The 13,634-nt window shown below is 72.3% G+C and carries 12 protein-coding genes and 1 pseudogene; 7 read left to right on the plus strand and 6 right to left on the minus strand.

The features are described 5' to 3' along the window. On the minus strand, positions 1 to 1,333 hold a 1,333-nt coding region (locus BAW75_RS03005; RefSeq protein ID WP_104112546.1), incomplete at its 3' end, for a MurL-like N-terminal domain-containing. Positions 1,334 to 1,419: 86 nt separating this feature from the next. On the opposite strand from BAW75_RS03005, the gene murD reads away from it, so the two are divergent. Then, positions 1,420 to 2,766 carry a UDP-N-acetylmuramoyl-L-alanine--D-glutamate ligase gene (gene murD, locus BAW75_RS03010; protein WP_104112547.1) on the plus strand — a complete coding sequence of 449 codons (1,347 nt, stop codon included), beginning with the start codon at positions 1,420 to 1,422 and terminating at the stop codon, positions 2,764 to 2,766. A gap of 1 nt (position 2,767) precedes the next feature. Here the strand turns inward: murD and BAW75_RS03015 are convergent, their stop codons facing one another. From BAW75_RS03015 to BAW75_RS33185, 3 genes are all read right to left on the minus strand, one after another. Then, a complete protein-coding gene (locus BAW75_RS03015) occupies positions 2,768 to 3,304 on the minus strand; it encodes a DUF6114 domain-containing protein (RefSeq protein WP_104112548.1) in 537 nt (178 codons plus the stop codon). Between the two features lies 1 nt (position 3,305). Further along, on the minus strand, positions 3,306 to 3,920 hold the full coding sequence (locus BAW75_RS03020; protein WP_030500319.1) for a DUF6230 family protein: 615 nt from the start codon (positions 3,918 to 3,920) through the stop codon (positions 3,306 to 3,308). A 185-nt stretch (positions 3,921 to 4,105) separates the two neighbouring features. Then, the gene (locus tag BAW75_RS33185) at positions 4,106 to 4,864 is read right to left on the minus strand and encodes a TetR/AcrR family transcriptional regulator (RefSeq protein WP_030500320.1); all 759 of its coding nucleotides are present in this window, start codon (positions 4,862 to 4,864) and stop codon (positions 4,106 to 4,108) included. 344 nt (positions 4,865 to 5,208) lie between these two features. Between BAW75_RS33185 and BAW75_RS03030 the strand changes: the two genes are divergently transcribed. Continuing rightward, entirely contained in the window at positions 5,209 to 5,895 is a 687-nt protein-coding gene (locus tag BAW75_RS03030; RefSeq protein ID WP_104112549.1) for a Tat pathway signal sequence domain protein, read from the plus strand. Between the two features lie 56 nt (positions 5,896 to 5,951). On the opposite strand, the gene BAW75_RS03035 is transcribed toward BAW75_RS03030, so the two are convergent. Beyond that, the gene (locus BAW75_RS03035; protein WP_104112550.1) at positions 5,952 to 6,914 is read right to left on the minus strand and encodes a hypothetical protein; all 963 of its coding nucleotides are present in this window, start codon (positions 6,912 to 6,914) and stop codon (positions 5,952 to 5,954) included. A gap of 117 nt (positions 6,915 to 7,031) precedes the next feature. On the opposite strand from BAW75_RS03035, the gene BAW75_RS03040 reads away from it, so the two are divergent. Beyond that, on the plus strand, positions 7,032 to 8,327 hold the full coding sequence (locus BAW75_RS03040; protein WP_043329748.1) for an aspartate aminotransferase family protein: 1,296 nt from the start codon (positions 7,032 to 7,034) through the stop codon (positions 8,325 to 8,327). Between the two features lie 3 nt (positions 8,328 to 8,330). On the opposite strand, the gene BAW75_RS03045 is transcribed toward BAW75_RS03040, so the two are convergent. Beyond that, positions 8,331 to 9,710 carry an acyltransferase family protein gene (locus tag BAW75_RS03045; RefSeq protein WP_104112551.1) on the minus strand — a complete coding sequence of 460 codons (1,380 nt, stop codon included), beginning with the start codon at positions 9,708 to 9,710 and terminating at the stop codon, positions 8,331 to 8,333. Positions 9,711 to 9,873: 163 nt separating this feature from the next. On the opposite strand from BAW75_RS03045, the gene ngcE reads away from it, so the two are divergent. The 4 genes and pseudogenes from ngcE to BAW75_RS03065 all read left to right on the plus strand — a co-directional run. Continuing rightward, positions 9,874 to 11,289: an N-acetylglucosamine/diacetylchitobiose ABC transporter substrate-binding protein gene (gene ngcE / locus BAW75_RS03050; RefSeq protein ID WP_043329751.1), complete on the plus strand. Its 1,416-nt coding sequence runs from the start codon at positions 9,874 to 9,876 to the stop codon at positions 11,287 to 11,289. Continuing rightward, positions 11,289 to 12,197 carry a carbohydrate ABC transporter permease gene (locus tag BAW75_RS03055; protein WP_030500326.1) on the plus strand — a complete coding sequence of 303 codons (909 nt, stop codon included), beginning with the start codon at positions 11,289 to 11,291 and terminating at the stop codon, positions 12,195 to 12,197. The genes ngcE and BAW75_RS03055 overlap by 1 nt, the downstream gene beginning before the upstream one ends. Next, positions 12,194 to 13,099: a carbohydrate ABC transporter permease gene (locus BAW75_RS03060; RefSeq protein WP_069087727.1), complete on the plus strand. Its 906-nt coding sequence runs from the start codon at positions 12,194 to 12,196 to the stop codon at positions 13,097 to 13,099. Before BAW75_RS03055 ends, BAW75_RS03060 begins: the two co-directional genes overlap by 4 nt. A gap of 85 nt (positions 13,100 to 13,184) precedes the next feature. Then, a pseudogene (locus tag BAW75_RS03065) lies at positions 13,185 to 13,634 on the plus strand (hypothetical protein); the annotation flags it as partial.

The raw sequence follows: 13,634 nt of genomic DNA on the forward strand, positions 1-13,634 counted from the left end.
GGGTTTTGGCGTAGGGGGGTGGGACGAAGTTCGGGCCGGCGGGGGTGAACACGTCGGAAGTGGCGGCCGCCTGCCAGGCGGTGTCGGGCAGGGCCGCGACCAGGGCGCGTACCACCGGGGCGTCGCGCCACTGGTCCTGCTGGGCGAGCAGGCTCAGCGCGACCACCGACTCCTCCACCTCGCCGACGCACTCGAACGGCTTGTGCCCGTCGACGCCGAGCAGCTCCCGGTAGCCGGGCACCTGGGACTCGTCGGCCAGCAGGTCGCCGCCGAAGATGCCGGTCAGCCGCTCCCGGGGCATGAACGGGGCCATGGCGAGGAACACGAAGCGGCACTTCGGGCAGTCGCGGCACCAGCGCTCGCTCGCGTCGCGCAGCTTGAACGCGGCGTTGCAGCTGGTCACCACCGCGTCGTACCTGTCGATCTCGGCGAACAGCCGGGCGATGTGCAGCTCGGACAGGGAACGCAGCAGCGAGAAGTACGGCTCGGTGAGCCCGGCGTGCTCGGCCAGCGCCGCGCGCAGCAGCCCTTCCGCCTCGACGCCCTTGGACCACTGGTGGTTGATCTCGTGGCCGTTCCAGATCAGGTTCGGGTCGGACGCCGAGCGCTCGTTCGACATCACCACCGGGCCGAGCCCGTGCAGGACGGTGGTGGCCACGGCGATCAGCGAGTTGATCGCGGTGACCGGGATGTGCCCGTTGCGCGCGCCGGCCGCGTTCAGCTCGAACAGCACCGGGTCCAGCCGCCGCCGGGCGGCCAGCGGCACCAGGTCCGACGCCTCGTTCACCGCCACGATCACGTGGTTCGGGTTGACCGAGAAGGGCACCGGGTCGAGGCCGGCGCGGCGCAGCGCCTCCAGCGTGACGATGGAGTCCTTGCCGCCGCCCACCGCCGACAGCGGCCGCCGGTCGGAGTTGTCCAGCGGGGCCGCCGGGTCCACGACGCCGGACGGCACCTCGGGGCGCAGCTCCAGCACGTGCGGCAGCTCGTTGCGGTACGCGTACTCGGCGAGGCCCTTGGTGTAGACGGCGGTGACCAGCTCGACGGCGGCGGCGCCCAGCGGCGCGGGCAGCACCAGCCGGGGTGGCGCGGCGGCCTTGTAGTAGCTGACGCCGGCGACCACGTGCAGCAGCTCCAGGACCCGCGCCAGGGTTGCCGCTGTGGCGTCGGGGACCGGCTCGGCCGGCAGCGGGAGCGTGATCACCTCGGTGAATCGCCGCTCGCCGTCGGGACCGGTCAGGGCGTAGTCGAACAGGACCTCGCCGGTGGCGAAGTCGATCGAGTAGGACGGGAAGGTGAAGGCGTCCATCCGCCGCAGCTGCTCGTTGGGCACACGCCATACTAGGCCCTGGTTCGTCCGCCCGTGTCCGGCTGGGCCGACCCCCACCGCCGTGCACCGACCGAGTCCGAGGAGAGCCCGTGCGCCTGTCTGATCTGCGCGGACGTCATGTCGCCGTCTGGGGCGCCGGCCGCGAGGGCCGGGCCGCGGTGACCGCGATCGCCGCGCACGGGCCGGCCGGCCTGGTCGTCGTCGACGACAGCGCCAACTTCCTCACGCTGCCCTGGGAGGGCCCGCTGGCCGACGCGGCGCCGCTGGTCACCGGCGAGGCGGGCTTCGACCGGCTGGCCGCCGCGGACGTGGTGGTCCGCTCGCCGGGCGTGCCGAACACGCACCCGTGGATGGTGGAGCTGCGCCGCCGGTCCGTGCCCGTCACGCAGGGCAGCGCGCTGTGGATGGCCGACCACGCGGACCGGACCGTCGGGGTGACCGGCAGCAAGGGCAAGAGCACCACGTCCAGCCTGATCAGCCACCTGCTCACCGCGATGGACCGGCCGAACGTGTTCGGCGGCAACATCGGGGTGCCGCTGCTGGACCTGCCGGAGGCGGAGCTGTACGTGCTGGAGCTGTCCAGCTACCAGTGCGCCGACCTGACCGACTCGCCCCGGGTGGCGGTGGTGACCGCGCTGTTCCCCGAGCACCTGGACGCCCACGGCGGCGAGCGGGAGTACTACCGGGACAAGCTGAACCTGATCGCGCACGGCCCGCACGCCGTGGTGGTCAACGGCGCCGACCCGCGCCTGGCCGCGGAGCTGGGCGACCGGGCCGCGATCCGGGCCGGCTCACCGGACACCACGCACGTGGCCTCCGGCCCGGACGGCACGCAGTGGTTCCACCTGCGGGACACGCCGCTGTTCCCGCGCGCGGTGCTGCCGCTGGTCGGGCGGCACAACGAGGGCAACCTCTGCGTCGCGCTCGCCGTGCTGGACGCGCTCGGCGTCGACGTGGTGGCGCGCAAGGACAGCCTCGCCGTCGCGGTCGCCGAGTTCCAGGGCCTGGCGCACCGGCTCACCGAGATCGCCGACCCGTCCGGGCTGACGTTCGTCGACGACACGCTCGCCACCAGCCCGTACGCGGCCATGCACGCGATCGACGCGTACGAGGGGCGGCCGTTGACGGTGATCGTCGGCGGCGCCGACCGGGGGCTGGACTACAGCCCGTTGCGCGCGCACCTGGCCGACCGGGAGATCACCGTGATCGGCGTGCCGGACAGCGGCCCCCGCATCGTGGAGGCGCTGTCCGGGCTGCCGTCGGTGCGTACCGAGCTGGCCGACGACCTGGTTGCCGCCGTCGGGCTGTCCCGCAAGCTCACCCCGGCCGGCGGGGTGGTGCTGCTGTCCCCGGCCGCGCCGAGCTACGGCCGGTTCCGCAACTTCGAGCACCGCTCCGAGGTGTTCGCGCAGGCGGTGGCGGACACCGCCCGCTGAGTCAGCCGCGTTCCGCCCGGGCGTCCCGCGACGGCCCCGGCTCGGCCGACAGGAGCGCGTCGAGCGACTCGGTGGGCGCCGAGCTGTCCACCGGTTCACGCGGCCCGGGCGCGGGGCCGGCGACCGCCGTGCCGGCGGCGGGTGTCGCCTCGGCGCGGGCCGGCCGCTGCTTGACCGGGGTCCAGGCGAACGCGAGCGCCCCGCCCACCAGCGCCAGCAGCATGCCGACCAGGAACCCGCCCAGGTTAGAGGTGAGCCAGGAGACCAGCCCGAGCACCAGGGAGACCACCGCGTAGAAGACCCGTTGCTGCGGGGTGGTGATCAGCAGCACGCCGCAGATCACCAGGATCGCCGGGACCAGGTACGCGGCCAGGCCCTGCGGCCCGACGTGCAGCAGGACGCCGAGCGGCGCGAACAGCGTCACCAGCATCTCCGCGCCGCCGAGCGCGATGAGCAGCCCGGCGGTGAACGGTCGCGCGCGCCGCCAGCGCCGCCAGCGTGCGCGGACGCCGGCGGCCGTGTGCTGTCCCGGGCTCATGTCAGCACCCGTCGGAGCTGAAGCCCATGCGCAGGTTGGGCAGCGTGAAGATCGCGGCGGTGGTGGCGTAGTTGTTCTGCCGCAGGTTGGTGATGGTCACCGTGTCGGCCTGCTGGGCGAACACGCCCGGGTTGCCCTTGACCCCGGGGACCTTGTCGACGGTGCTGGCGTCCTGCCCGACGTCGATGTTCTTGAAGGAGGCGTTGCCGGCGATCTCGTCGCCGTCGACCACGAGCGTGCGGGCGGTCACCGGCTTGCCGGAATTGCCGGCGGTGATCCGCAGGTTGGTTCCGCCGAGGTTGATGCTCTGGCAGAGATTGGTCAGCTCGGCCTTGTCGATGGCCGAGACGATCACGAGCACCTGCCCGCCGGTGTCGCCCTGGTTGGGGCTGTCCGGGATCATCTGGTCGAGCGTGGCGAACTGCTCGAACCCGGTCCCCTCCAGTTTGTCGGCGGTGACGGTGAACGGCATGCCCGAGATGGCGAACTGCGCGCCGAGGACACCCTGCGCGGTGAGCATCACCATGCCGGCCGCGCCGACCGTCACGGTGCCGAGCGTGACGGCGAACCGGCGCCAGCGTACGCCGCTTCTCGGTTGATCGATCTGCTCCGACATGCTGGCTCCCTTTCGAGATCAATTCATCCGCGACGATGTGAATTGGATTCGCGGGGCGTCCGCGCCGGGTGGGCGCAGGCCGAAGTTACCGCTGAGTAAAGGGCCGGTCAACTGCCTGTAGCAGATCATTGGACGGCATTTGCCAAAAGCGGCCAAAGTGAAAAACCGCTGCGGTTTCTGATCGGTCAGGGATGAGCGGGCGGCGCGCACGGCGCCGTGGCGGCCGGTCCGTCGTCCGGTCGCGCGGCCCGGGCGGCGCGCCGGGCGCCCTCGGGACCGAGGAACGGCGCGGTGGCCGCGTACGTGAGCACCGGCAGCAGCGCCGGCAGCTCGTCGGCCCGCCCCTGCGCCACCCGCTCACGGATGGTGGCGTGGATGCCGCCGACCACAGTGGACACCAGCGCGTCGCGATCGACCTCCGCCGGCTCCGGACCGGTGCCGGCGAAGAACCGGCGGAAGCTGCGCAGCAGCGCGTCGCGTTCCCGGCGCGCGTCCGGGCCTGCGGCGTCCACCTCGACGAGTGCCATCCGGGCGAACGCGGGCACGCTCGCCAGCACGTCGAGCAGCGTGCGCAGCGCCGCGCGTGCCGCGTCCGGCCAGGCCGGGCCGGCGTCGCGGTAGGCGTCCTCCATCAGGTGCGACACCACAGCGATGCCGTGCCGGTACGCGGCCAGGAACGCGTCCTGCTTGCCGTTGAACAGCGCGTAGAACGCGGGCCGGGTGACTCCGGCCGCGTGGCAGATGTCGCTGACCCGGGCGTTGTCGTACCCCCGGGCGGCGACCTCCCGGACCAGCCCGTCGAAGAGGCGGTCGCGCTGGGTCGCCGCCACCTCCTCGGCCGGCACCCGGCGCGGGCCGCGCTTGATGGCGCGGTCCGGGTCGCGGCCGTGGCGGGCGCCCGGCAGGGGTGCGGGTGCCGGTGACGGCGGGCTCGGGACGGTCACCTGTCGACCTCTCTCGATGCGTTGACTTTACGACCCTCCGGGGTTTATAACTTTCGACACGCTCAGTTCATGCCCCGTCACCGCTGGTGATCTCTCCTCGTCGGTCACCCCGTACGTGTCGAAGGAGGGCCGGATGGCTGCCATTATCGCCGCGCGCACCCGTCCCCCCAAGGCCGGAAAGACCGAGGTGACGCGGCGTCGCCGCACTGCGCCACGCCGCCCGGCCCGCTGAGGCCGCAACGGCGCACCACCACCATCGGCGGCCCGGCCGCCGCACCCACCGGCTCCGTCCACCCCGGACGCCGCCGGAACCGTTTCCTGTCCCACCGCCGGAAGGAACAACCATGCCCAGGTACGGACGCATCGGCGCGGGTCTCGCCGCCCTGGCGCTGCTGACCTCTCTGGTCGGCGCCGCCCCCGCCACCGCCGCACCCACCACCTCGCTGGCCAGCAACGTGCTGACCTACCCGACCGTCGCCGGCACCGCCGTGTCGGTGGGCGACGTCATCCAAGCCAGCCTGCGCAGCGGCACGAACGCCACGTTCTACTCCTCGTCCAGCGGCACCACCGGCATCAAGTGCGCCGCGTCCAGCTTCAGCGCCAAGGTGCTGACCAACCCGACCGCCCCCGGCACCGCGACCGAGAGCCTGACCGCGCAGTCGTTCTCCAGCTGCACCACGAACGTCTTCGGCACCACCGGCGTGCAGAGCATCACCGTGAACAACCTGCCCTACACCACGTCGGTGACCAGCGCCGGCGTGGTCACCATCGCCGGCACGGCGGCCGCGCCGATCCAGAGCACCGTCGTGCTCAACTCGCTGCTCGGCGCGATCACCTGCGTCTACCGCACCAGCACGAACACGCTGACCGGTACGGCGTCCAACGGCACCAACTCGATCACCTTCACCAACCAGACCCTGACCAAGTTCTCCGGCCCGTCGCTGTGCTTCGGCACCGCGTACTTCACCGCCTCGTACTCGCCGGTGAAGGACACCAGCAAGACCGGCAGCCCGGCGGTCTACGTCAACTGACACCCGCTCCCGGGCCGGTGCGCGGCGGTACGCCGGGCGCCGGCCCGCACGCCGGCTCAGCCGGCCGTCAACGTGGCGTGCAGCGCGCGCATCGACCGCAGCGCCGACCGGATCTCCTGCAGGTAGCGGCCCGGCGTCAGGGTCGGCTCCGGCACGTCGACAGCGGCCCGGGCGGCCGGGTCCACGCCGACCGTCTCGATGCCGCACCCGTACGGCACGGCGAGCGTCCGCAGCGCGTCGCAGTGCTGGAACGGCACGTAGATCGGTGCGGTCACCATCAGCACCTCGTCGCCCGCGCGCAGCCGCACGTGCTCGGCCCAGAACCGCTGCGTGTCGGCGGTGTGCGCGCGACGCCGGTCCGGCTCGCTCGACGGCGCGGCGAGCACCCGTACCGGGGGCAGCCCGGCCGCCCGGTAGGTGCGCGAGGACCAGGACCGGTGCGGATGACCGGCGGGCTCGCCGCGCTCGTCGTCCGGCTCGGCCACCCCGAACGCCAGCCGCACCCCGGCGTCGAGGACGTCGACCTCGGTGGCGCAGCCGGACACCCCGGCCGCGTCGAGCGTGCGGCACTCGGCCGCCGAGAGCGGCCGGAAACTGCCCAGCACCGCCACCTCGCCGGTCACCCCGGCCGCCGTCCGGGCCAGCATCGCCGCGTACGCGGTGCGCCGCAGGCAGGCGTGCGCCAGCCCGCCGAGCACCAGCAGGTGCGCGTACCCGGATCGGGCCGGCGCGACCGCGCGGACCAGGCCCAGCGTGGCGGCTGCGCGCAGCACCAGCCCGGCGGTGGCCGGGTCGAACGCCGGCTCCCGGGCGTCCGGGCGTTCCCGTCCCTGCCGGAAGTCCCAGCGGCGGGCGGAGAACACGTCCAGGCCGGCCAGCACCGCCGTCAGGTCGCCGTCGGGCCAGTCGCCGCCGAAGTGCGCCACCAGATCCCGCACCGGGGCGGACTCCACCCAGGACCGGATCCCGGCCAGGAGGTCCGCCCGCGTCGTCCCCGCCGCACCGCCCGGCAACGTCACCTGATCCGTCCGCACCCGCCGGATGCTACCGCCGGGCCGGCCCGCGAAGTGCCAGTTGTCCCGGCCCCGGTCGTGGTGGGAACGTGCGGGGATCCACCTCCGCTGAAGGGTGCGCCGATGACCTCCGACGACCTGCTGGCCCGGCACCGCGCCGTGCTCCCGTCCTGGATGCCGCTCTACTACGCCGAACCGCTGGAACTCGTCGCCGGGTCCGGCCGCCGGGTCACCGACGCGGCCGGCCGGACCTATCTGGACTTCTTCGGCGGCGTGCTGACCACGATGGTCGGCCACGACATCCCGGAGATCCGGGAGGCGGTCGAGCGGCAGCTGCGGACCGGGCTCGTGCACACCTCCACGCTCTACCTGATCCGCCGGCAGGTCGAGCTGGCCGAGAAGATCGCCCGGCTCTCCGGCATCCCGGACGCCCGCGTGTTCTTCACCAACTCCGGCACCGAGGCGAACGAGGCCGCGCTGCTGGTCGCCACGAACCACCGGCGCTCGCACCAGATCCTCGCGGTGCGCAACAGCTACCACGGCCGGTCGTACGCGACGATGGGCGTCACCGGCAACCGCGGCTGGTCGGCCAGCGCGCTGAACCCCTTGCAGGTGGCCTGGCTGCACTCGGGGGAGCGGCTGCGCGGGCTGCTGGCCCGGCTCGACGCCGCCGACCGGGTCGACGCGGCGGTCGAGGACCTGCGCGAGGTGCTCGCCACCCAGACCGCCGGCGACGTGGCCTGCCTGATCGCCGAGCCGGTCCAGGGTGTCGGCGGCTTCGTGCACGGCCCGGACGGGCTCTTCGCCGCCTGGAAGAAGGTGCTCGACGAGCACGGCATCCTGCTGATCAGCGACGAGGTGCAGACCGGGTGGGGCCGTACCGGCGAGCACTTCTGGGGCTACCAGGCGCACGGCGTGACGCCGGACCTGCTCACCTTCGCCAAGGGCATCGGCAACGGCTTCGCGCTCGCCGGGGTGGTCGGCCGGGCCGAGGTGCTGGAGTCGGTGCCGGCGATCAGCTTCTCCACGTTCGGCGGCAACCCGGTCTCCACCGCGGCCGGCAACGCGGTGCTCGACTACCTGCTCGACCACGACCTGCAGGGCAACGCCGCCCGGGTCGGCGCGATCCTCGGCGACGGCCTGCGCGCGGCCACCGCCGGGCTGGACCGGGTCGCCGAGGTACGCGGCAAGGGCCTGATGCTCGCCGTCGAGTTCGTCCACCCGGGCACGGTCGAGCCGGACGCGGCGCTGACCACCCGCGTGTTCGAGGCGTGCCGGGCCGGCGGCCTGCTGGTGGGCAAGGGCGGCCTGTACGGCAACGTGATCCGGATGGGCCCGCCGCTGACGCTCACCGAGGACGAGGCCCGGGAGGGCCTGGCGATCCTGGTCGACGCGATCCGCGCCTCGATCGAGGCGTGACCATCAGCCCGGCCGGTCCCGTCCGGACCTGAGCAGCCGCAGCAGACCCGCCCCGGCCAGGTACGCCACCAGCGCCGGGGCGGGCAGGCCCAGCGGCTCCGGTCCCTCTTTGGGCGTGAGGCTGTTCAGCAGCAGGCCGACGAGCACGCCCGCGTACCCGGCGAGGGCCAGCCCGGCGCGCAGCCGCCGCCTCCCGACGCCGGCCGGGCCGGTCGCGGCCGGGCGGCGGGTCCGGGCCTCGACCGGGCCGAAGACGGCGACCAGCACGGCCAGCACCGCGGCCAGCGCGAGCAGCCACGGTACGCGCCACGCCCACCAGGCCGCCGAGCCGACCGGGGGAGTGGGCAGCACGCCGAGCGCGTCCAGCAGGCCGACCAGCAGCACCGCGGCGGTCAGGTGCCAGAGGAACAGGGTGAGCACCACGGCGTTGACCGCGAGCACCGCCTGCCAGGGGCCGGACCGGCGCAGCCAGCGCCCGGCCGGGCGCCGCAGCAGCAGGATCAGGCCGAGCTGGGCGGCCGCGGCGGCCATCAGCGCCAGGCTCGGCGGCGCCGCGTTGTCCAGCCGCTCGCCGGGGACGTGGAGCATCGCCACCGGGTACGGTCCGGCCACCGTGAGCAGCACCAGCGCGACCAGGCCGCCGCCGAGCAGGACCGCGCCGGCCCGGCCGGACAGCGGCAGCCGGCGGCGGAACAGGCCACGCGGCGCGGCGTGTCCGGCGCGGTTGTCCGGCCGGGCGGCGTCGTACCAGGCGAACCCGACCTGGTGCACGGCCAGCCAGCCCAGCAGGTAGTTGCCGTCGGCGAGCACGGCCGGGCCGAGGAGCCGGCCGAGGTCGCCGAGCGCGACCAGGGCCACGAGCACCACCGGCACGGCGAGCCCGAACCGGCGGTGCAGCGCGTACATCGGCGGGGTCAGCGCCACCACCGCGACGTAGGCGACCAGGAACCACAGCGGGATGGTGGCGAACCAGATCACCTCGCGCACCTGCGCCGCGTCGGCGCCGCGCAGCGTGGCGACTCCCGCTCCCGCCGCCAGGACCAGCAGCAACACGGTGGTGGGGCGGATCAGCCGGGCGCTGCGGTCGACCAGCCAGCCCGTCGCCGAGCCGCCCCGGCGGCGGCGTGAGGTGAGCGAGGCGGCGTTGGCGTAGCCGCCGACCAGGAAGAACACCGGCATCACCTGGGCCACCCAGGTCAGCGGCCAGGCCCAGCGCAGGTCCGCCAGCGCGGAGTGGCCGGCGGGGCGGCCGTTGTCGTACCCGATCACCGTGACGCCCCAGTGGCCGAGCACGACCATGGTGATGGCCAGCGCCCGGAGCAGGTCGATGTAGCGCTCCCGCCCCGGCGGCGTGCGTTGCGCGAGCTGCCGTAGGCGGCGCATGAAGTCAGGCTAGGCCAGCGCGCGGCGACCGGTACGGATAACGGATCGGTCGAGAGGGGTTGTGGTCCCCGTCGCACTGTCGTAGAAATTCTTCAGTGGAAATGCCTTATGTGAAGACAAGCGACAGATCGTTCACCGGGCGTACCCGAACCGAGGAGATGCGATGAACAGGCGTGAGATCCTTCGGCGCAGCGCCGCCGCCGGCCTGCTGGCCACCCCTGCCGCCGGCCTGCTCGCCGGCTGCGCCACCTCCGGTGGCGGCGACGAGGGCGACGGCGGCGCGTACAAGGGCACGAAGAGCGAGCAGAACCCGCTCGGCGTGGCCGAGGACGCCCCGCTGGAGGTGGTGATCTTCAACGGCGGCTTCGGGGAGGACTACGCCAAGGCCCACGAGGCCATGTACAAGGAGCGGTACCCGAAGGCGGAGATCAAGCACTCGGCCACCGCGGAGATCAGCAAGACGCTCCAGCCCCGCTTCGTCGACGGCAGCCCGCCCGACGTGGTGAACAACTCCGGCGCCGGCCAGATCGACTTCAACGGCCTGGTCTCCCAGAACGCGCTCGCCGACCTGGGCGAGCTGCTCGCCGCCCCCAGCCTCGACACGCCCGGCAAGACGGTCAAGGACACGCTGCTGCCCGGCACCGTGGAGGTCGGCTCCTACGACGGCCGGTTCCTGGTCCTCAACTACACCTACACGGTGTACGGCATCTGGCACTCCACCAAGCTGTTCGCCGACCGTGGCTGGGAGGACGCCAAGACCTGGGACGACCACATCGCGCTCTGCCGCCGGATCAAGGCCGCCGGCATCGCCCCCTGGACGTACGCCGGTGTGCACCCCCGCTACATGAGCTGGCCGCTGATCTCCACCGCGATCAAGCTCGGCGGCCCGTCCGTGGCGCTGGCGATCGACAACCTGGAGCCGAACGCCTGGAAGTCGGACGCGATGAAGACCGCCGCCGACGCCTGGCACCAGATCGTCAAGGACAAGTTCATCCTCGCCGGTTCCCCGGGCCTGGACCACAAGCAGTCGCAGACCGCCTGGTGCCAGGGCAAGGCCGCGTTCATCTCCTGCGGCTCCTGGCTGGAGAGCGAGCAGAAGGACGTCACCCCGCCCGGCTTCAACATGACGGTCGCGCCCACGCCGAGCCTGGGCAGCGGCGACAAGCTGCCGTACGAGGCGATCCGCGGCACCGCGGGCGAGCCGTTCATGGTGCCGGCGAAGGCGAAGAACGTAGCCGGTGGCCTGGAGTACTTCCGGACCATGCTGTCCCGCAAGGGCGCGCAGGACTTCACCAAGAAGGTCGCCAGCCTGCCCGTGGTCGCCGGCGCCACCGAGGGCGTCGACCTGCCGTACGGGCTCAGCACCGTGGTCAAGGCGCTCGACGCGTCCGGGTCCAACGGCTTCAACTGGGTCTACAACAACTACTACCGCAAGCTGGAGCGCAACCTCGTCGACGCGGCCTGCGGCGAGTTCTTCAGCGGCCGGATCGGCCCGGCCGAGTTCCTCGACCAGTGCCAGAAGGGCGCCGACTCGATCGCCGGAGACAGCTCGGTCAAGAAGTACAAGCGGTCCGCGTGATGCGACAGGGTCGCCTCCCCCTGATCCTCACGTTCCTGCTGCCCCCGCTGGCGCTGTACGGCATCTTCGTGCTCTCGCCGTACCTCCAGGCTTTTCAGATCTCCACCACCGACTGGATGGGCTACTCCGCGCAGGCCGACCCGGTCGGCATGGCGAACTTCCGCACGCTGCTGAACGACGGGTACGTGTGGAACGCCCTGAAGAACAACGCGATCCTGCTCGCCGTGGTGCCGGTGGTGACGATCGGGCTGGGCCTGTTCTTCGCCAGCATGCTCACCATGGGCGGCCGCCGGGGCCGGGCCGGGGTGACCGGGGTGCGGGGCACCTCGGTCTACCGGCTCGTCTACTTCTTCCCGCAGGTGCTCTCCGTGGTGATCATCGCGCTGCTCTGGAAGGAGATCTACAGTCCGACGAGTGGCCTGCTCAACGGCGCCCTGCGCGCCGTCGGGCTGGCCACCCCGGCCTGGCTCGGCGACCCGCGCTTCGCGTTCTGGTGCGTGCTGGCGGTGATGGTGTGGAGCAACGTCGGCTTCTACGTGGTGCTCTTCGGCGCCGCCATGCAGGCCATCCCGCGTGACATCTACGAGGCGGTGCTGCTCGACGGCGCGTCCCGCACCACGATGCTGCGGAAGATCACCATTCCGCTGCTCTGGGACACCATCCAGGTCGCGTGGATCTACCTGGCCATCGCGGCGCTGGACGGCTTCATCCTGGTCCAGCTCATGACCAACGGCGGGCCGAACTTCTCCTCCGACGTGATCGGGCTGCGGATGTACGACACGTCGTTCGGCAGCGAGAACAAGTTCGGGTACGCCTCGGCGATCGGTGTGGCGATGTTCTTCCTGACCCTCTCGGTGGCGGTGCTGGCGCTGCGCACCGCCCGGCGTGATCGGATCGAGTACTCGTGACCACCGTGGACACCGGCGCCCCGGCCGCCGAGGCGACCCGCGCGGCGACCCCGGCCGACCGTCCGCCCCGGCGTGAGCTGGGCGTGGCGAACGTCTTCTCGCACGGCTTCCTCATGCTCTGGGCGGCCATGACGGTGCTGCCGCTGGCCTGGATGGTGCTCAGCTCGCTGAAGAGCAACGGCGAGATCATCGCCGAGCCGTGGGGGCTGCCCGAGGCGCTGCGCTTCGACAACTGGGCGCGGGCCTGGAGCACCGCGCACATCGGCCGGTTCTTCTTCAACAGCCTGGTGGTGGTGTCCGGCTCGCTGAGTCTGACCATGCTGCTCGGCGCCACCGCCGCGTACGTCTTCGCGCGCTACGAGTTCCGCGGCCGGCAGGTGGTCTACTACCTGTTCGTCGGCGGCATGATGTTCCCGGTGTTCCTGGCCCTGGTGCCGCTGTTCTTCGTGGTCCGCAGCGTCGGCCTGCTCGGCACCTGGCCCGGCCTGATCCTGGTCTACACCGCCTACTCGCTGCCGTTCACGGTGTTCTTCCTGACCGCGTTCTTCCGGACGCTGCCGACCTCGGTGGCGGAGGCCGCGCTGATCGACGGGTGCGGGCACTTCCGGCTGTTCTTCCGGGTGATGCTGCCGATGGCGCGACCGGGACTGATCAGTGTCGGGATCTTCAACTTCCTGAGCCACTGGAACCAGTTCCTGCTGCCCCAGGTGCTCATCCCCGGCGACGGGCAGGACCGGATGCTGGCCCAGGGCCTGAGTTCGCTCGCGGTCAGCCAGGGCTACGCCGGTGACTACGCCCAGTTGTTCGCCGGCCTGACCATCGCGGTGCTGCCGGTGCTCGTGGTGTACGTGGCGTTCCAGCGTCAGGTCCAGTCCGGACTGACCGCGGGGCAGCTCAAGTGAGGTGGTTGCCACAGGCAACGGGGCAGTGGGGAAGATCGGACTGACCTAGGGTGGGCCGGCACGCTCATCTATCGACAGGAATATCATGTTCTTCCTCATCTACACGCTGTTGCTGCTGCTCGGCGGCATCGCGATGGTCGCGGTAGGCGTGGCCGTCAAGGAACAGGGCAAGGGCTCCCGGATCCTCAACGTGGTCATCGGCCTGGCCTTCTTCGGGTACGGCTTCTACCTGCTGTTCCTCTTCGACGGCGACAGCTACCGGATCTTCTTCTACGTCTTCGTCCTGCCGATCCTGCTGATCGTGCGCGCGGTGAAGGCACGCAAGGAGGCGCGCGAGCAGGCGGGCGCGCAGCAGTTCGCCGGTGGGCAGCCGTTCCCGGGCCAGCAGCAGTTCGCGGGCGGGCCGCAGTACCCGGGCGGGCAGCAGCAGCCGGGCATGTATCCGGGGGCGGGGCACGGTCAGTCCGGCCCGGCGTTCCCGCCCGCCCCGGGTCAGCCCGCCCGCGAACTGCTGCTGGCCCGGGAACGGCTGCCC

The sequence above is a fragment of the Micromonospora chalcea genome (assembly GCF_002926165.1).
Taxonomy (GTDB): domain Bacteria; phylum Actinomycetota; class Actinomycetes; order Mycobacteriales; family Micromonosporaceae; genus Micromonospora; species Micromonospora chalcea.

Coding starts and splice junctions, on each gene's coding strand:
- BAW75_RS03015 (WP_104112548.1), bottom strand. CDS start 3,304: ATGAGCCCGGGACAGCACACGGCCGCCGGCGTCCGCGCACGCTGGCGG.
- BAW75_RS03020 (WP_030500319.1), bottom strand. CDS start 3,920: ATGTCGGAGCAGATCGATCAACCGAGAAGCGGCGTACGCTGGCGCCGG.
- BAW75_RS03030 (WP_104112549.1), top strand. CDS start 5,209: ATGCCCAGGTACGGACGCATCGGCGCGGGTCTCGCCGCCCTGGCGCTG.
- BAW75_RS03040 (WP_043329748.1), top strand. CDS start 7,032: ATGACCTCCGACGACCTGCTGGCCCGGCACCGCGCCGTGCTCCCGTCC.
- BAW75_RS03045 (WP_104112551.1), bottom strand. CDS start 9,710: ATGCGCCGCCTACGGCAGCTCGCGCAACGCACGCCGCCGGGGCGGGAG.
- ngcE (WP_043329751.1), top strand. CDS start 9,874: ATGAACAGGCGTGAGATCCTTCGGCGCAGCGCCGCCGCCGGCCTGCTG.
- BAW75_RS03055 (WP_030500326.1), top strand. CDS start 11,289: ATGCGACAGGGTCGCCTCCCCCTGATCCTCACGTTCCTGCTGCCCCCG.